The organism is Veronia nyctiphanis (genome assembly GCF_004116385.1).
GTDB classification, from domain to species: domain Bacteria; phylum Pseudomonadota; class Gammaproteobacteria; order Enterobacterales; family Vibrionaceae; genus Veronia; species Veronia nyctiphanis.
This window is the reverse complement of sequence record NZ_PEIB01000044.1, coordinates 1-14,806: the sequence shown is the minus strand read 5'-3', so window position 1 is coordinate 14,806 and position 14,806 is coordinate 1. Positions and strand designations below refer to the sequence as shown.

Sequence of the window (14,806 nt, the reverse complement as noted above, 5' to 3'; positions counted from 1 at the left end):
CATTTATCAGTATTAGATACTCACTTAATTAATTAAGATACTGTGCACTCACCCCTCTATTTGTTTCGCAATCACATCGTCCCCTTGCTCTCCCCCCTTTTCCCTTGCTACATTTACACTGTTCATTTATACAGTATATTTTTACTATGCCAGCTATCCGATTCAAGAATACTCGCAGCCACGTCAACGTCTGGTGCCCGGCCAGCCACCTCGACCGCACCTCGCGGATTGATTACATCCCTGCCCTTTTAAAGGACGGCAGCTTGGTCTATTTCATGTTCGGCGGGTTCATTGAACGAAAGCACTTGCGCTATGAACAGCGGGTGAAGATGGTCAATGTCATCGGGTTCTCAGCCAACGACAATGATGAGGGACCATGGGAGACCGTGAGTCATGAGAGGCTGTTGGGTATCTTCAAAGAGCAGCGGTATTACTTGGTGTTGGATAAGGGGAAGGTGATTGGGGTGTGAATATAGTAAAGAATTTACTCTTATTTAATTTGCGAACTAACGCTGCATTTTAAAGTTATATTTCATTGATATCTCGTCTGTGGCTCGCTAAACCCTTTCGCAAGAGTTATCGTGCTCACGCAAGATATTACAAACTCAAAAATGACGGTAATTGATATGAAAAGATTCGCCCTGACTTGCATCTTCATTCTATTTTCATCTGGTTGTTCTGCTACAAAAAAGGAGTCGGTATGGATGAATGAATCAAATGTCCGAGCCTCACAAGAAGAAATACTCGCTGCAAAAGCCGCTTGTGATTTTGATAAAAAACAAAATTACATTGAATCACATGCATCAGGTATGAAAGATAAAAAGTACAAAAATAACAAGGAATTTGAAGCCGAACTCGATAAGTCATTTGGCATGATGAAAAATTTGTTTTCTTGTATGAGCAAGCAAGGTCTTACCAAGCGAAAAGTGACTGTCGAATAATGCTTTCTATCGGGCAGGTATAATTCCTGCTCCTTCAAAAATAGCTAACGCTCAATCGACACCACATTGTCATCACCACCATTTAGCTCCATGACCACCTCAAAAGGAGCGGAAGCAATAAAGCCCTCCCAAAGCCAGCCGAACTTCTCGTCTGAAATATAGGGTTGAAGCTCGAGCAAAAGATGAGCATAGCTTCGGTGGTCACCTTTATGATTCTGAGCCTTATCCAGCGCTTCTTCTTCAGTCATGTCGTTTCCTCTCTTGTCCTCTAATAGCTTTTTCAATCAGTTCATCAAAATATCTCGCGGCACCGGGGTCGAACTTTGCAAAGGAATCCCTATCAAACAGCCAAGCGCAAAAGTGTTCAGCATGGTATTCATAGTAATCTCGCCGAGAGATACCCGACTGTGAATACCTTGAAAGAAACCGCTTCGCCACTTTCTCGGCCCTCTCAGCTCCCGCCCAATAGTGCACTTGATGCCCCAACTCATGCACCCATGTGGCAACCAGTTCCGCCTCGGGTGACACCTTAGCAGCAATGGTCCAAAGACCCGGTGCATCGCCGCTTTCGCGTGTATCCACCGCCAGTTTCACCGCTGCTTTAAGCTCCTCGGCTACTTGCTTGGCCTTATTGTCACTAAGCTTCACCTTACTGTTGCCTTTCACCACCACATGGTTGAACACGGATGCGGTAAATCCACCGGTGCGGGACGGATTGGTGATGGTGTAGTTGTTGTGGCCATATCGGCGCTGGTCTTCATCAAGATAATCCAGCACCTGTTCACGTATCCGACTTGCAGCACGGTTTCGCGAGCCCATCTCTGCCTGTTTGATAATCAGGGTTTTGATGTCCTTCGCCTGCGTAAACTCGGCCACCTTAGCCAATCTCTTCTCCGCCCCCGGTACCTGTTCCAATATACGCCCAATTGCCTCGCCAGTAATGTTTTTCAGTGTGGACAGGGCACTGGGGACGACAGGTTTTATGGGAGGGGCGGGCTTGTCTGGGGTGCCCACCGCCTTAGTAAAAGCTTTGTCCTTCTCCTTGGCCTGTTTCTCCACCCCCGCCAGTCTCGCCTTCCCCGGGTTATAGTCCCAACCGGGATCGAGCCCTTCGGTGACCATCATGGTTTCGCCGGTGCGCTTGTTGGTCCATTCGGTTTGGGTGACCTTAGGGGCATCTGATGGTCCGCCTCGCCTTTCTACCTCTTCCCGCGTAAGTTGCCTCACCCGACAGCGACAGCCAAAGCCGTTTGGCGGCATATGGGTGTCCCAGAACGGATGGTCAACAGGCAGGATGAGACCTTCCCACAAGGTGTGTTGATGGCGGTGCTCTTTGGAGGGGCCGAGGCCATAACGCAGATACGGTAATACGGCCTTATTGCGCGTAATGCGGGCCCATTGCCCGGTCGCGCGGGAGGTACGCAGGTTGGTGTCGTAGATAAGTTTCAGCCGCCTCGGGGTACCCAGCTCAACCACAGAACCATCCGGCATCAGTGCCCTGCCTAGCCATCCCCGCTTGGCTAACATGGGCTCGAGCTCGGCTTTGAACCTTGCAAACGTCTTGCCCTGCGCCAGTGCCTTATCCACGCCATGGCGGATGTCTATCAGGAGGTCCTGCGTCATGGCCTTGGCCACCATAAACGCCTTGGTGTGCTCCTCACGCCAGACCTCGTCATAGTGCCATGCAAGGCGGTAACCTTTGGCCCGTAAATAGGCCAGCGCCTCCTCCGGTACTGGCGGGGTAGCAGGAACTATCATTCCTCGCCTTCCCGGCCCTCCCCATAGGCCATCAGGCCTGCCTTGGCGAGGCTGTCAGTGAGGGCTTTCGGGTCAACTTTCTCGAGCAAACTTGGCAGGAGGGCCAACAGGTCGTCATAACTTTGCGCGGCCTTCACCGCCTCGAGGATGGGGTCAGTAATGCTGCGGCTCTCTTCCCAGTCATCCAGCATCATCTCGGCAATAGTGTCGATATCATCCGGCGTGGTGCGGTTAAGCGCCCGTTGCTGGGCAGGGTTTTCCTCCTCTGGGGTCTCTGGCTGCACCGGCACACCCAGCAGGTCCGCATCACTGGCAGGCTCGGACAATCCCAGTTTCGCCCTCACTTCCTGCGCCGAGACCTTCAGCCCCAACGGGACCAACTTTTCAAGGTTCGCCGCCAGTGCGTTGATGTCTTCCTTCTCCGGGATGGCGATAACCACCTTGGGATAGGTTTTCTGGGGACCGAAATTGAGGTCGATAAAGGGGCGAATGAGGTCACGGTTTAAGGTGTTCGACAGCTGCCGGGCGTCCGCTTCAATCAGGTCCTGCCGGACCTCGTTCTGGGCATCTTCGTTGCCGAGTTTCCCCGGCGTACCTTCAGTCGTGGCCGTCTGACCGAGCACCGCCTTAGAGACCTGCCTGTCTATCCATTCCACCAAACGGGCGAACACATCCGAAGCTCCGGAGGCCTGTGAGATTTGCTCAAACTCAATCAGCATCGAATCGGGCAAGATAGCGGCCGCGTCCGAGCCGATATTGGCCACCGCCGTTTTGAGGATAGCTTTGTCTTCCTCGTTGGCTCCGGGCCCGTATTTCCCGAGCCTCAGCGGAATCCCATAAATCTCTAAAAAGCCCAGCCAGTCCTTGAGGCCATACATCTTGCAGACATACGAAAAGGCCACCAAGCGGGCCAAGCCACCGCGCAGAATCAGCCTGACTTCATCCGGGGTTTGTGAATGACAAACTTATACGGAGCCAGCGGAATGCCATGGACTGGGTCGCGCTCATCCATTAAGCGCAGTTCGTCCGGCCGCTGCTGATGGAACTGGAAAAACCGCGGGTCACGCCAGCGATAATCCGACGGTGTCCACGTCTCGCCGCTGCGGTCCCACATGATTTCATTGACGCTGAAACCTTTGCCCAGCGCATCAAGGGCATTGTCGACCAGTTCACCAAACTCCGGTGCTTCGGTGAGTTCTCTTACAGCGTCAGCCAGCTTCTCGCTATGACTGTCCTCGCCTCCGGCCTCAATGTTGACCGGCAGCCCGGCCACAGCCAGTTTTCGGGTTCGCAGCACGCTGGAGTAATGCGGGTCCCGCTCCTCCATCTCCTCGGCAAGGGTGAGATAGGCCTCGAGGTCGCCCTCACCAGCAGCAATCAAGATACTGGCGAGCCTTGCTGGCGTCAGGCCACTCGCCGCCGAGCCACTGCCCCATGGGTTTCTAATTGCCGTGGCCCCGGCAATTTCCCGTGTCAGTTTCGGTTTGGTCACCATGCGCCCTCCCGTTTAAAGCTGTTTCCGCCGCCTCTTACCCGCTCGTACTCATAATGCTCAATGCTCGCCCCTGCCCAGCGTAGGAACTGACTGGTGCTGTCGACCTGATCGAACGTGTCACACAAGGGGCAACTGAAGAGCTCCCGCTCATAATCCGGCAGCCACTCAGCCTCCTCCGGGAAGAACACCTTCCGGCTTCAAACTTGGGGGACTCAGACGAGAGGCGGATGATTTTGTCGTTCTCGGGCTCGATAGGAATGACCGGCAGGCGGGTTTCGGCCCGCAGGTCCTGAATCAGTTGCTGGCCACTGGCCTTGTCCTCAATCAACATCGCGTGGGGCGGGAATTTCTTGGCAATGCTCTTGGCCATAGACCTCAGGGCAGGGTATTCCACCCGGTCACGCCAGACATACAGCAGGTAATAGGCGAGCTTGGTCTCGGCCCACACGGGTACACACCGAAGGGTCATTAATTTCCTTGGCCTTGTTGGCCGTATCCCAACTGTGGACGATTCGAATAGGATGGGCTGGCGGTACCCGATAGCGTTTTATCCACGCCCGCTTAATCAATCCCCCTTCCGAAGGCGCGGGCCGCTGCTGATACAGGGCTTCCCAGTTGCGGGTTCCTGCGTGCGCTTTCCTGTCGCCAGAAAGCCGGGGAAAACCAGTCCGTCCAAAGAAACTCGCCCCGGTCTCGGCCTAACGGGTCATCATCGCGTTCACATTCGGCCTGCAGCGAAATGACATACCACTGCTCGCCATCCTGCGCCTCAATCCAGCCGGACTGGCCGCTGTAGTTCTTGGGCAAGATACGCCCGACCGGGTCGTCTTCGTGCCAGCGGGTCAATATCCAGATGATGAAGCCGTTGGGTTTGAGGCGGGTCCGCAGGTCCGATTTATAGGCCTCCCATGTCTTGTCACGGATGACCTCACTGTCAGCCTGCTCCCGCCCCTTGATGGGGTCATCATTGATAAGGCCATCGGCCCGGTTCCCGGTAATGCCAGACAGTACACCCCCGGCCATGTAGCCAGCCCCGTTGGTGAGTGACCATGCCTCAACTGCTTTGTGGTCCGGCGTCAGCTGGCTGCCAAAAATGGCTTCATATTCCGGGCTTTTGCAGATTTGGCGGCACTTGCGGGAAAACTTCCACGCCAGATTGGAGGCATAAGAGGTTGAGATGATTTGCTTACCGGGGTTCTTGCCCATGAACCAGGTGGGAAACACCACGCTGCCATAGGTGGACTTGGCCGAGCCCGGTGGCATGAATACCATCAGGCGTTTAATTTCCCCGGCTTCCACCCGCTCAAGGGCCTCATTGATAAGCTGATGATGGCGGGCAGGCAACACGGTATCGGGGTAGAATTCCTCACAACCTTCATCGTCATTCATCGGCGCACCGGGAATGACAATGCTGCGGCAGAACGCATCCAGAGAATGACGCGCCCGCATGGCCCGCTTTCGCTCAAGCAGCGTCAGCAGTTCACGCTTGGCCTCGGTCATAGTTTCTTCCGAAGCTCAGCGATGCGTGCATCGATCTCGGCCTCACTCATCTCCCGCTCCTGTCCGCCGGGCTCGTCCAGCCCACGGATTTTGCGGATGGTGTCGATGTTGAGGCGATTTGTCTCGGTAAGGAGTTTGAGGTTTTTGGCATCGGCCATCAGCAAGCGGCACGCCTGCTCATTGGCCCTCAGGTCACGGAGGGTTTTGTTCACGAGGCCCAGCGCCAGACGGGCATTATCAAGGCCAATATCCATGTCGCGGATATCGTCTGAAGCGGCTTGTTCAATCGCTTCGACCACGGCTTCCGGCTGGTCCTCCACCTCCGGCAAGGCTATCCCCGCAAAATGGGCCCTCACCCGTTCACGTTTGACCTGTCCGTTATCCCGCACCCAGCCATGTTTCTTGGCCTGACGGCGAATCGCCGCCTCAGAAATGCCGTAGGTCTTGGCGATTTTCCGGTTCGACTCCAGTCCTTTGCGGTATTCGGTTTCCACGCCCAGCCAGTCAATTGGCGTCATGGCCTTTCTCCTTTCGCTGAAGCTTGAGGTGTTCGCGCTTGTACCAGAGGTTGGTGATGAAGGTACCAAGACCAATCAAAAGGCCGCCCAGTGCCACCCACTCGTTGAAGGCAAGCCCGGCAAAGACGGTGGCGGCAGAGGCAGAGTAATTCACGCCGACGGTGAGTTTTTCCATCACGACTCTCCTCGGAAAGCATCACGGAGCGTAGGGGCCACCTTCTCGACACTGCGCCCGACGACATATCCGCCAAGGCCAATTTGCAGCAGCATCCATGCCTCGGGGGCCAGACGAAAGGCCAACAGGCCAAAGCTGTCGAGGATAACCAGCGCCAGAAAACACAGCATGGTCACCGGTCGCCAGATACGTTGCAGCCAGCTATCACCCTGCGCCTCGGCCGTGATGACCTTGGCCTGCGCTTCCATCAGTCTCGATTCATAATCCAACACCTTGGTGGCCATGGCCGTTTGCAGCTCGAACACCCGGGCTTTGACGGCCAGCCTTTCTTCATCACTGGTGTGGAGGTCATCAATGAGGTCGGTAACCGGAGAGACCAGCCCGGCCAATACATCCCATACCGCCATTAGCCTTCCTCCAGCGGATACTCTGCCCAAGGCAGCTGAAAATGGGGGCCATCAGGAAAACTTTTCCAATCCCCACCCCATTCGATAGGAATACCCAGCTCAATGGATGCCGCTTTGACGGCATCCGCAATGCGGTAATGCAACGGCCAGTCCCAACGCACTTCCCCGCAGACCCATGCGCCAAGGTCCACGGCATGGCCCGTTAGGTGGCGGCTGTTCATGGTTTTGGTCGCGCCCTTTTTGAACAACACCCGCTGACGTTCAGGCGTGCGCAGGCCCTCGAGGACAGTGAAGTCGACCCCGGTGAGGGTGATGGCCTTTTCGACCAACTGAATAAGATGAGGGTGAACGGCCGTTAGCCGCTCGCGGGAGCGTGTCCCCAGCCGATACGCCATGGTGTCTCCTCGGGGAGTGGGAATCCATAGCTGTAGACTGGGGGTTTTAGGCGAGGTTGATTAGGTGAAATGGTTCACCGAGCAGAAATACAAAAGGCTTTAGCAATCATCCAACGTAAACTTGATTGAATCCAAGTGTTTATTTTTATTGTCTTTAATTTGATAGACCAACACCCCTCCATTCTCAAAAAAGTTAGATGGGCTATTGCAAAGAAACTGCGCGTAGCCGCCCATTTCCGACTTCTTGAGGGGCTTCCTATCTTGAGGGTAAACAACACTCGTTTCGAGAAGGTTATAACCAACCGAAACACTCTCCAACGTCCACCCAGCAGATATCTCCAAAGGCAAGTCGGTTGATAGAATGTCGGCTATACGCTGAATAACCGATTGGTGATGAAATTGTTTATTCAAATCTAGTGCATTTTTTCTCAGGTGCTTTGCTGGTAAGTGCTTTATCTCAGCCCACAACTGCGGGTGTTTGTCTTTGAACTGATTATCCCCCAAAAACAAGCCAACACAGGGTGCAGGGTCTATGGAATCTTGCTTACCTAAATGCAATAATTCCTCTGTCAACGCGTTTTGACATTCATCCTTCAAATACTCTTCGGCCAGCAGGTTGATCTCTTCGAGAGTAAAAACCTTGCGATATGCATTGAAAAGTTCTGTTTCATATTGGCTACTAAAAAAATAATCATCCAAAAATTTATTAAACACTAACTGCGAAGACACTCGGTCAATACCATTTGCTTTTGCAGGAGATGATTCGTAGCCAGTCATAGCTAAATCCATCATGCGAGTTTTTAAATAAGAACGCTTGCCATCAGGCAGTAGTCCTTTGACGAATTTCTCGAAAACAATTTTCTCTTCTGGCGTATCGGCAATTGTTTGGCCAGACAGTGACAAGAGCACTGCTGCAATGCTCATGAGTGACAGTTTTTTCATAGACGACTTTCTATCCAGATAAATAATTGACCAATTCGAAGGACTCCCTTTGTGGAAGTTATTCTTTTATTTGACGAAACAGGCCAGATAATATTTGAACAGTCGGGAAACATTAAGTTTGAAAGTCGATTCTGGGAACCACTATCAATTTTTGCTAACACCGCACAATATTCAACACATGCCGCCTCGATAGCATATTCCCGCGCAAGGTGCATGGCCCTGTTGGACTCCCGCTCTGGCATCCCATGGTAGGTCTTTCGAATAAGCTGGTTTCTGACCCGCCGTACCATGACCTTGTTCGGGATGTCGAGCGTCTCACCGCCATAGAACCTACACAGCCGCTCCGCATCAACCTGCCCAATGGCCAGCACCAAGGGATGAAAGTGGGTCGGGAAGTGCGGCACGTAAAGGGTGGCGCCACCCATCTCCTGCCCCAGTTTTAGCGCGGCCACGGGCCCTATCACCTCAGCAATCTCATGCAATACCGTCATCCACTTCCCCCTTGCGACGCAGGTGCGTCGGATTTTGTGCGCAGTGGCGACGCAGTGTGCGCAACCGATAACCGACCCAAGATTGTCTCAATGGCCGTGATTGCTCCCCGCTCTGAATGAGCCCCCCGTCGCAGCGGTAGACCGTCCAGCCAAGACGCATCGCCTCGGAATACTTCACCATGTCACTGGCAAAGCCCTTGCCCCGGGTATGCCGTCCCCCGTTCCATCCGCCGCCCTCGACCTCAACCGCCATCAGCCTGTCCGGCCACGCAAAGTCGAACCGCCAACGCCGGGTCGGATGAAACCGGTATTCCCTTTCCGGCTCCGGTACGCCCACGGCCAGCAACTGCATAGCGAGGGTGGCTTCAAGAGCGCTCATTTTTCAGCCTAACCACGTTGCTGCACAAGTCCTCAATGGACATCTGCTGCGGCCGATTAATGGCTCGTCGGCCTCCCTGATAAACCTCCTTGGCCTTCTCGATATTGCCCACCACCATCGGGTCATCGACCTCATGGCCGCTTTGGGTGTTGTTGGCCTCGCTGATCCCAATGAGTTTCTTGGGATACCCGGTCGGTGGCTGGCCCGTATAGGCGCGGTAACGTCGGACAAACTCGTTGTGACGATACGGCAGCTCATCGCTCTCGGTATGGCACAGAGACACCCAGCCGCCCATGTCGCTGATCACCTGATGGATGATCGGGTCGTCAAACACCACGGACTGCCAAGCCCCCACAGACTGAATGGCCCCGTGTACCTTGGTCCATGCCAGTTCGCCTCGGGTCTGGGTATTGCCCTCCATCTGGCGGATGATGTCGGCAGGCTTGGGGAAGAACTGCCCGGTATCGGTATTACGTAGGTGTAAATCCAACGCCCGCCTGACATCCTCGAGGGGGAAGTCCTTGAGGGCATTCCAATAAATCCCGAGGGATGGCCGTGACAGGGGCTCTTTCATGTACAGACTGGCCGTCAGGCACATCAACTCCGCAAACAGTGTTTTCTCAGAAAGGTCCATAATCCACACTCCCAGACATCAGGGCTGCCCGGCGCTCTTCGCTGATCGGCGACGCATCCGGCGCATCAATCCACTCTTGAATTTCCTTGGTAAACAATCCCGTGTAGCTGTCATTGGCCGCTGTGGGTGTGTGCTTGGTAGCGAAGCGCTTGGCATTGCGCATCCAGTTACGCCATGCAGCGGTCCAATCCTTGAAGGTCGAGCCCTTGGCACGGTGGTAGTCCAGAAACTTCTCGGTTTCCTGCGTCAGGTCGACCACAATCTCGTTCTTGGTCGCCCAGTTGAACAGCTCTGTAGAAATCTCAAAGTTGGAGGGAGTGGGTGAAGCTCGTGGGGCGCGTCGCTCGCGCGCGCTGTCTTTTGTAACCTTGTCTTTTGTAATAGTGTCTTGTCTATTGTGGTTGTCGGGGCTGACTTTTTTATGAGTCGATACTGACTTTGACTCGAGTCGGGATTGACTACCCCCCGAGTCAACATTGACTTTCTTTGTATGAGTCGGGGTTGACGTTTTAACGAGTCGAACCTGACTTTTTACCTCGCTCCGCTTGTCCTCATAAACCCATTCATCGGTCATAGGATTGAGGCCAATTTGCTTGTCGATGACGATAAGAATATTGCGCCGTTTTAAGGCAGTTTTGACCTTGCCGATGTTGGTGACGTGAATGCCAGTCAGCTCGGCAATTTGCGCATTACACATCCAGTCCATGCTTTTATTGAAGCCATAGGTTTTCATCATCACGGCCTGCACGACCCGGCTCTCTCTGTCACTCAATCGGACACGGCAGAGGGCACGGCCCAGCTGATTGGCCACACGATAGAAGCCATCCTCCACTGAGGCTTTCTGGCCCTCGGGGAAGTTCACCACGTTGGACGACATACTCATGATGCACTCCTTTCAACTGGGCGCTGCTCGGTCAGTTGCGGGTAGTGGCTTTCCAGCACATCAATGGCCGCCAAGGTGGTGGCCGCAGATTCTTTCAGTTCTCGGTAGGCTTTGCAGACGGTTGGCTCGCAGTCCGGGCGGTCACTGAGCTCAATGACAGACAGCTGGGCTTCCATGTTTTCTTTAGTAAGGGCGGCAGCCAGTTTGTCGCAGTTGAGGCTTTCGCCCTGCTCTGGGCGGGCTCCAATGTAAAGGCCGCTTAAGGGGTAAACGTCGTTGAGGTAGGCAAGGCGGATATCGGGGGGCATGGCGGCAACAATGGCCTGTTCGACAAAGAAGAGTCTGGCGGGAGAGCGTTTGGTGCCGTTATCCATCAGCCCAAGCCAGCGGAACACCTTCTGACGATTGGTGTTCATGTCGGTATAAGGATCGCCAGTATCCATGAAGAAGATATCCTCGACCTGGAGTTGCTTCTCGAGGCCGAGGAAGCGGAAATGTTCAACGATGTCGTTGGCAACCTGTGTCTGATTCATGCGGGGACGCTCCATCCACTGTTGCAGGTGTTTGTGGAGCAGTTGAAGGCGATGTTTATTGATGGTCATAGTCATAATGCTTCACCTCGACTAGAGTGAAATCGCTGATGGAGATCAGCGGCGGTGTCTGAGACCGGCATCTACTACTTTTAATTTGCCGTGGGTCAGTCGTTCAATCTGAAACGCTCTCAGTGGGGGGACGTGTTCCCCCCATTGGGAGATTGATGAGTTAGTGATGCCGAGCGCTTCGGCGAGTTTGGTCTGATTGCCAAAGAATTTAATAGCGTCTGATTTGTTCATTGCGTCTCTCCTGTATGAAGATTGCTCGTGAATCTTAGCATGCTAAGAGAAAAACTCAAGACACTAAATTGTTTTTGAGTTTAGAATACTAAAATGAGTATTTCAGACCGCATCAAACAACGCATGGCCGCACTAGGCCTAAAGGGCGTTGACATCACTAGAGCCACCGGCGTTTCCAGCGGCGGTGTCAGTCAATGGATGAGTGGAATGACCAAGCCCAGCGGGGTGAAAGTTTTTTCTCTGGCCAAAGTCTTGAAGTGCGATCCGCAGTGGTTGATGCAAGGCGAGGATAAAGGAGACCAAGTCCCCACCATTGATGCATCATGCTTGGGAACATTGAGCCATGGGACAGTGAGACAGGTCTTGATGAAGATGAAGTAGAAGTTCCTCTCTTTACTGAAGTCTGTTTGTCAGCAGGGCCCGGCGCATTTCCTGCACCAGAAGTAACGGGTCCGAAGCTTCGTTTTGCTCGCTCAACCCTTACCCGCAAAGGCATCGAGCCAATTAATGCTGCCTGTGCAAAGGTCGAGGGAAATAGCATGGAGCCCGTGCTCCCTGACTCTGCAACAATCGGTGTCGATACGGGGAACCGCACAATCAAAGACGGCGATATGTATGCCATCGACCACGACGGTATGCTGAGAGTCAAACTGATTTACCGCTTACCGGGTGGCGGACTTCGTCTTCGAAGTTTCAACGCCGACGAATATCCTGACGAGCACTATTCTAAGGAAGAATCCACTGCCATCACCATTATTGGTAGAGTGTTCTGGTATTCCGTTCTTCGCTAATCTTTACCTTTCTCCCTAAGATTTCAGAAAAATCAGTGGGCTATTTGCTCATCAAACTAAATATTTCTTAGTTTAATAAATAAGACAAAACTAAGACTCTTAGCTTGCTAAGGTTTCCTTGTCGTTACCCACGACCGAGGAGGTCCCATGAACAGACACAGCATCATTGATACCGATCTCAACCGCTACCTCGCCGAGCAGACACGCCTCGATGAGAGAGCATTCACCATCGATAACCTCACCGGCGATATCTCCAAAGACCTGTTGGCTGGCAACCACGTTCACATTGGCAAAGACGACTGGCACTTTGACGACGTCCTGTCCAAAGCCTTTGAAAGTTATGATTTCTGCATGGTGTGTGAGGCGTTGGCCCGCACCCGTGGCGACCGGGAGGCATTCTCTAACCTCTCCGAAGAGTACCAAGCCTCATCGCCGAAGCCGCCGAGGACATCGCCTTCAAGCTTGCTACCACTCTTGTGGAGGATCGCCAACATGACCGCCTGTGAACAGTACCCGACCAAAGCTGACATCCATCAACACTATATCGATGCCCTCATTCAAGGCACCAACTACGTCAACCTTAATGACGAAGACCGCTTTCATTTCCAGCGTCGTCTTGGCATCGGTGGCAGCGACGTTGCCGCCATCTTAGGCCTCAGCCCCTACCGCACCGCCTATGAGGTGTGGGAAGAAAAAACCGGACGCAGTGAGCCAGACGATCTCTCTGACAACGACCGCGTCCATTTTGGTAACGAGCTCGAGGATGTGGTGGCCAGAGAATACGCCCGCCGCACCGGGCAGAAAGTCCAAAAGCGCAACCACCCTTTCGTCCATAAAACCCAGCCATGGCTTCGCGCCAACATTGACCGCCATATTGTGGGGGCTGACAAAGGGCTGGAATGTAAAACCGCGGATAAGTGGGCAGCTCGGGACATGTGGGGCAAAGGCAATGTGTACGCCCACCGCGACGGTGAGGTGATGTTGGTCGAGGCCGATGAGAAGTGCCCGAGCACTACATGTTGCAAGAGCTGCATTACATGGTGGTACTGGATAAGCGTGAGTGGGACTTGGCCGTGCTCATTGGCGGCAATGACTTTCGAACCTACACCATGCAGTGGAGCCAGCAGTTGGTCGACATTGTGGTCAACAAACTCACCACCTTCTGGTTTGAGCATGTGATAGCTGATGTCGCTCCCGAGCCTCAAACCCTACAAGATGTAGAGTCCATCTACCGACAGGATAATGGCAACAGCATCGTGGCAACGCCTGATGTCATCAACACCTACCGCCAGTACATGACCGTCAAAGAGCAAATACAAGCACTGGAAACCGAGGCTTATGGTCCTAAAGTCGGCGGCAAACGCATCGGTGGCCTCGACATGCAGATCAAGGCCTTCATGGGCGAACATGCCGAGCTCCTTATCGATAGCGAAGGCAAGAAGCTGTGCAGCTGGAAGACCCAAACCACCAACCGGGTGGACACCGCGGCCCTTAAAAAAGCCGACCCTGAACTGGTTACCCAGTTTACCCGCCGCACACAAAACCGCGTCTTTCGCGTCTAGGAGGCCATCATGACCGCAGAACTTACCGAAATACCGACCACAGAGCTTGCCATGGTGGAGTCGCCTGCAGGTCACTGCGACTTGGCCACCTTGATGTTTAATCCAGACATCATGTCCCGGCTTGAGCGGTTTGCCGAGTTGATGGCAGCAGGCAAAACCACGGTACCCAATCACCTACGCGGCAGCCCGGGTGATTGTCTGGCCGTGACCTTACAGGCCATGCAATGGGGCATGAACCCGCACGCGGTGGCACAAAAAAACACATCTGGTTAACGGCACCCTTGGGTATGAGGCCCAACTGGTGAATGCCGTCATCAATACCATGGCGCCAACCAAAGAGCGCCTGCATTACGAATGGTTTGGGGAATGGGACACATACATTAACGGCGGTCTCCAGAAAAAAGACGAAGATGGTCTCGGCGTCAGGGTGTGGGCCACTCTGAAAGGCGAGCAGGAGCCGCGAGAGGTGGAGGTATTGTTAAAGCCCGTCACGGTCAGAAACTCACCGAACTGGAAGTCAGATCCCCGTCAGCAGATCGCCTATCTGGCGGTCAAACGCTGGTCGAGACTCTACTGCCCAGACGTGATCCTGGGGGTCTATACCCCCGATGAGCTGACCCCCCCGGAAGAGAAGGCCATCAACGCGGCACCGGCAGGACGCCGTCGCACCGAAAGCCTGCTCTCCCGCCTGCAAGAGAAGGAGTCACCCCATGAACAGGACGCTTTGGTGGCGGTACTGGCGCAGATCGCGTCTGCTGAAACGGAGTCCGCACTGGCAGCGGTGGAAACGTCGGCGAAAACGCTTGAACCTGAACAGATGAAAACAGCCCGAGCTGCCTACAAAGCCCGTCTGGCTTCGCTGCGTGAGCACGATGAAACACCGGACGTTCCGGTCGATACCTCGGAGGACGCCTGATATGTTATCGGTACTCTGTCGACTTGGCGCAGACGCAGTGCTGCGCACCACCCCGGGCGGCCAGCGGGTCGCCAGCCTCAGCCTCGCCTACTCCATCGGCTATGGCGAAAACAAGCAGACCCAGTGGATTGATGGCAGTTTATGGGGTAACCGGGCGGAGAAGCTCGTCCCCCACCTGACCAAGGG

27 protein-coding genes are annotated in these 14,806 nt (G+C 54.0%); 10 read left to right on the top strand and 17 right to left on the bottom strand.

Annotated features, from left to right (window positions below):
• Positions 1–146: 146 nt before the first annotated feature.
• Both CS022_RS22255 and CS022_RS22250 read left to right on the top strand, forming a co-directional pair.
• Positions 147–470: a hypothetical protein gene (locus CS022_RS22255; protein ID WP_129124098.1), complete on the top strand. Its 324-nt coding sequence runs from the start codon at positions 147–149 to the stop codon at positions 468–470.
• Between the two features lie 111 nt (positions 471–581).
• Entirely contained in the window at positions 582–941 is a 360-nt protein-coding gene (locus CS022_RS22250; protein ID WP_129124097.1) for a hypothetical protein, read from the top strand.
• Between the two features lie 44 nt (positions 942–985).
• Here the strand turns inward: CS022_RS22250 and CS022_RS22245 are convergent, their stop codons facing one another.
• From CS022_RS22245 to CS022_RS26900, 10 genes are all read right to left on the bottom strand, one after another.
• A complete protein-coding gene (locus CS022_RS22245) occupies positions 986–1,189 on the bottom strand; it encodes a hypothetical protein (RefSeq protein ID WP_129124096.1) in 204 nt (67 codons plus the stop codon).
• Complete coding sequence (locus CS022_RS22240; RefSeq protein ID WP_201746357.1) at positions 1,182–2,699, bottom strand: phage minor head protein; 1,518 nt, start codon at positions 2,697–2,699, stop codon at positions 1,182–1,184. Before CS022_RS22240 ends, CS022_RS22245 begins: the two co-directional genes overlap by 8 nt.
• Positions 2,696–3,613 carry a phage portal protein family protein gene (locus CS022_RS28430; protein ID WP_201746356.1) on the bottom strand — a complete coding sequence of 306 codons (918 nt, stop codon included), beginning with the start codon at positions 3,611–3,613 and terminating at the stop codon, positions 2,696–2,698. The genes CS022_RS22240 and CS022_RS28430 overlap by 4 nt, the downstream gene beginning before the upstream one ends.
• A 14-nt stretch (positions 3,614–3,627) precedes the next feature.
• Positions 3,628–4,194, bottom strand: coding sequence for a phage portal protein family protein (locus CS022_RS28425; protein ID WP_201746355.1), 567 nt, complete (start codon positions 4,192–4,194; stop codon positions 3,628–3,630).
• 398 nt (positions 4,195–4,592) lie between these two features.
• The gene (locus tag CS022_RS25575; RefSeq protein ID WP_201746354.1) at positions 4,593–4,763 is read right to left on the bottom strand and encodes a hypothetical protein; all 171 of its coding nucleotides are present in this window, start codon (positions 4,761–4,763) and stop codon (positions 4,593–4,595) included.
• Positions 4,756–5,694: a terminase large subunit domain-containing protein gene (locus tag CS022_RS22225; RefSeq protein ID WP_129124095.1), complete on the bottom strand. Its 939-nt coding sequence runs from the start codon at positions 5,692–5,694 to the stop codon at positions 4,756–4,758. The genes CS022_RS25575 and CS022_RS22225 overlap by 8 nt, the downstream gene beginning before the upstream one ends.
• A complete protein-coding gene (locus tag CS022_RS22220) occupies positions 5,691–6,212 on the bottom strand; it encodes a hypothetical protein (RefSeq protein ID WP_129124094.1) in 522 nt (173 codons plus the stop codon). The genes CS022_RS22225 and CS022_RS22220 overlap by 4 nt, the downstream gene beginning before the upstream one ends.
• Positions 6,199–6,387 (bottom strand): phage holin, encoded by a 189-nt coding sequence (locus tag CS022_RS22215; protein ID WP_129124093.1) that lies wholly within the window; start codon positions 6,385–6,387, stop codon positions 6,199–6,201. The genes CS022_RS22220 and CS022_RS22215 overlap by 14 nt, the downstream gene beginning before the upstream one ends.
• Positions 6,387–6,794, bottom strand: coding sequence for a 3TM-type holin (locus CS022_RS22210; RefSeq protein WP_129124092.1), 408 nt, complete (start codon positions 6,792–6,794; stop codon positions 6,387–6,389). The genes CS022_RS22215 and CS022_RS22210 overlap by 1 nt, the downstream gene beginning before the upstream one ends.
• Positions 6,794–7,015, bottom strand: coding sequence for a M15 family metallopeptidase (locus tag CS022_RS26900; RefSeq protein WP_235869856.1), 222 nt, complete (start codon positions 7,013–7,015; stop codon positions 6,794–6,796). Before CS022_RS26900 ends, CS022_RS22210 begins: the two co-directional genes overlap by 1 nt.
• On the opposite strand from CS022_RS26900, the gene CS022_RS26895 reads away from it, so the two are divergent.
• Entirely contained in the window at positions 7,001–7,153 is a 153-nt protein-coding gene (locus CS022_RS26895) for a hypothetical protein (RefSeq protein ID WP_235869855.1), read from the top strand. The genes CS022_RS26900 and CS022_RS26895 overlap by 15 nt on opposite strands.
• A gap of 135 nt (positions 7,154–7,288) precedes the next feature.
• Here the strand turns inward: CS022_RS26895 and CS022_RS22200 are convergent, their stop codons facing one another.
• The 7 genes from CS022_RS22200 to CS022_RS22170 are packed head-to-tail and all read right to left on the bottom strand — an operon-like array spanning position 7,289 to position 11,351.
• Complete coding sequence (locus CS022_RS22200) at positions 7,289–8,131, bottom strand: hypothetical protein (RefSeq protein ID WP_129124090.1); 843 nt, start codon at positions 8,129–8,131, stop codon at positions 7,289–7,291.
• Entirely contained in the window at positions 8,128–8,622 is a 495-nt protein-coding gene (locus CS022_RS22195) for a hypothetical protein (RefSeq protein ID WP_129124089.1), read from the bottom strand. The genes CS022_RS22200 and CS022_RS22195 overlap by 4 nt, the downstream gene beginning before the upstream one ends.
• The gene (locus CS022_RS22190) at positions 8,606–9,001 is read right to left on the bottom strand and encodes a hypothetical protein (protein WP_201746353.1); all 396 of its coding nucleotides are present in this window, start codon (positions 8,999–9,001) and stop codon (positions 8,606–8,608) included. Before CS022_RS22190 ends, CS022_RS22195 begins: the two co-directional genes overlap by 17 nt.
• Positions 8,988–9,635 carry a DUF6475 domain-containing protein gene (locus CS022_RS22185; RefSeq protein ID WP_129124088.1) on the bottom strand — a complete coding sequence of 216 codons (648 nt, stop codon included), beginning with the start codon at positions 9,633–9,635 and terminating at the stop codon, positions 8,988–8,990. The genes CS022_RS22190 and CS022_RS22185 overlap by 14 nt, the downstream gene beginning before the upstream one ends.
• Positions 9,622–10,518 carry a replication protein gene (locus CS022_RS22180; protein WP_129124087.1) on the bottom strand — a complete coding sequence of 299 codons (897 nt, stop codon included), beginning with the start codon at positions 10,516–10,518 and terminating at the stop codon, positions 9,622–9,624. Before CS022_RS22180 ends, CS022_RS22185 begins: the two co-directional genes overlap by 14 nt.
• Positions 10,515–11,126 carry a toxin YdaT domain-containing protein gene (locus CS022_RS22175; RefSeq protein WP_129124086.1) on the bottom strand — a complete coding sequence of 204 codons (612 nt, stop codon included), beginning with the start codon at positions 11,124–11,126 and terminating at the stop codon, positions 10,515–10,517. Before CS022_RS22175 ends, CS022_RS22180 begins: the two co-directional genes overlap by 4 nt.
• A gap of 39 nt (positions 11,127–11,165) precedes the next feature.
• The gene (locus tag CS022_RS22170; RefSeq protein WP_129124085.1) at positions 11,166–11,351 is read right to left on the bottom strand and encodes a Cro/CI family transcriptional regulator; all 186 of its coding nucleotides are present in this window, start codon (positions 11,349–11,351) and stop codon (positions 11,166–11,168) included.
• 93 nt (positions 11,352–11,444) lie between these two features.
• Between CS022_RS22170 and CS022_RS27850 the strand changes: the two genes are divergently transcribed.
• The 7 genes from CS022_RS27850 to CS022_RS22145 all read left to right on the top strand — a co-directional run.
• The gene (locus CS022_RS27850) at positions 11,445–11,732 is read left to right on the top strand and encodes a helix-turn-helix domain-containing protein (protein ID WP_328590426.1); all 288 of its coding nucleotides are present in this window, start codon (positions 11,445–11,447) and stop codon (positions 11,730–11,732) included.
• Positions 11,675–12,142, top strand: coding sequence for a S24 family peptidase (locus CS022_RS22165; protein ID WP_328590425.1), 468 nt, complete (start codon positions 11,675–11,677; stop codon positions 12,140–12,142). Before CS022_RS27850 ends, CS022_RS22165 begins: the two co-directional genes overlap by 58 nt.
• Positions 12,143–12,289: 147 nt before the next feature.
• Entirely contained in the window at positions 12,290–13,321 is a 1,032-nt protein-coding gene (locus tag CS022_RS22160; RefSeq protein ID WP_129124084.1) for a YqaJ viral recombinase family nuclease, read from the top strand.
• Positions 13,270–13,704, top strand: a complete 435-nt coding sequence (locus tag CS022_RS22155) for a hypothetical protein (protein ID WP_129124083.1) — start codon at positions 13,270–13,272, stop codon at positions 13,702–13,704. Before CS022_RS22160 ends, CS022_RS22155 begins: the two co-directional genes overlap by 52 nt.
• 9 nt (positions 13,705–13,713) lie before the next feature.
• A complete protein-coding gene (locus CS022_RS27545) occupies positions 13,714–13,977 on the top strand; it encodes a recombinase RecT (RefSeq protein ID WP_201746352.1) in 264 nt (87 codons plus the stop codon).
• Between the two features lie 28 nt (positions 13,978–14,005).
• A complete protein-coding gene (locus CS022_RS22150) occupies positions 14,006–14,620 on the top strand; it encodes a recombinase RecT (protein WP_268967932.1) in 615 nt (204 codons plus the stop codon).
• Between the two features lies 1 nt (position 14,621).
• Positions 14,622–14,806: single-stranded DNA-binding protein (locus tag CS022_RS22145; RefSeq protein ID WP_145964535.1), on the top strand; the 185-nt coding region annotated here is incomplete at its 3' end.

What these genes read in the sequence shown, in the direction of transcription:
- CS022_RS22255 (WP_129124098.1), top strand. Translation starts at nt 147, where the DNA reads ATGCCAGCTATCCGATTCAAGAATACTCGCAGCCACGTCAACGTCTGG.
- CS022_RS22245 (WP_129124096.1), bottom strand. Translation starts at nt 1,189, where the DNA reads ATGACTGAAGAAGAAGCGCTGGATAAGGCTCAGAATCATAAAGGTGAC.
- CS022_RS22240 (WP_201746357.1), bottom strand. Translation starts at nt 2,699, where the DNA reads ATGATAGTTCCTGCTACCCCGCCAGTACCGGAGGAGGCGCTGGCCTAT.
- CS022_RS28425 (WP_201746355.1), bottom strand. Translation starts at nt 4,194, where the DNA reads ATGGTGACCAAACCGAAACTGACACGGGAAATTGCCGGGGCCACGGCA.
- CS022_RS22225 (WP_129124095.1), bottom strand. Translation starts at nt 5,694, where the DNA reads ATGACCGAGGCCAAGCGTGAACTGCTGACGCTGCTTGAGCGAAAGCGG.
- CS022_RS22220 (WP_129124094.1), bottom strand. Translation starts at nt 6,212, where the DNA reads ATGACGCCAATTGACTGGCTGGGCGTGGAAACCGAATACCGCAAAGGA.
- CS022_RS22215 (WP_129124093.1), bottom strand. Translation starts at nt 6,387, where the DNA reads ATGGAAAAACTCACCGTCGGCGTGAATTACTCTGCCTCTGCCGCCACC.
- CS022_RS22210 (WP_129124092.1), bottom strand. Translation starts at nt 6,794, where the DNA reads ATGGCGGTATGGGATGTATTGGCCGGGCTGGTCTCTCCGGTTACCGAC.
- CS022_RS26900 (WP_235869856.1), bottom strand. Translation starts at nt 7,015, where the DNA reads ATGAACAGCCGCCACCTAACGGGCCATGCCGTGGACCTTGGCGCATGG.
- CS022_RS22200 (WP_129124090.1), bottom strand. Translation starts at nt 8,131, where the DNA reads ATGAAAAAACTGTCACTCATGAGCATTGCAGCAGTGCTCTTGTCACTG.
- CS022_RS22195 (WP_129124089.1), bottom strand. Translation starts at nt 8,622, where the DNA reads ATGACGGTATTGCATGAGATTGCTGAGGTGATAGGGCCCGTGGCCGCG.
- CS022_RS22190 (WP_201746353.1), bottom strand. Translation starts at nt 9,001, where the DNA reads ATGAGCGCTCTTGAAGCCACCCTCGCTATGCAGTTGCTGGCCGTGGGC.
- CS022_RS22185 (WP_129124088.1), bottom strand. Translation starts at nt 9,635, where the DNA reads ATGGACCTTTCTGAGAAAACACTGTTTGCGGAGTTGATGTGCCTGACG.
- CS022_RS22180 (WP_129124087.1), bottom strand. Translation starts at nt 10,518, where the DNA reads ATGAGTATGTCGTCCAACGTGGTGAACTTCCCCGAGGGCCAGAAAGCC.
- CS022_RS22175 (WP_129124086.1), bottom strand. Translation starts at nt 11,126, where the DNA reads ATGACTATGACCATCAATAAACATCGCCTTCAACTGCTCCACAAACAC.
- CS022_RS22170 (WP_129124085.1), bottom strand. Translation starts at nt 11,351, where the DNA reads ATGAACAAATCAGACGCTATTAAATTCTTTGGCAATCAGACCAAACTC.
- CS022_RS27850 (WP_328590426.1), top strand. Translation starts at nt 11,445, where the DNA reads ATGAGTATTTCAGACCGCATCAAACAACGCATGGCCGCACTAGGCCTA.
- CS022_RS22165 (WP_328590425.1), top strand. Translation starts at nt 11,675, where the DNA reads ATGCTTGGGAACATTGAGCCATGGGACAGTGAGACAGGTCTTGATGAA.
- CS022_RS22160 (WP_129124084.1), top strand. Translation starts at nt 12,290, where the DNA reads ATGAACAGACACAGCATCATTGATACCGATCTCAACCGCTACCTCGCC.
- CS022_RS27545 (WP_201746352.1), top strand. Translation starts at nt 13,714, where the DNA reads ATGACCGCAGAACTTACCGAAATACCGACCACAGAGCTTGCCATGGTG.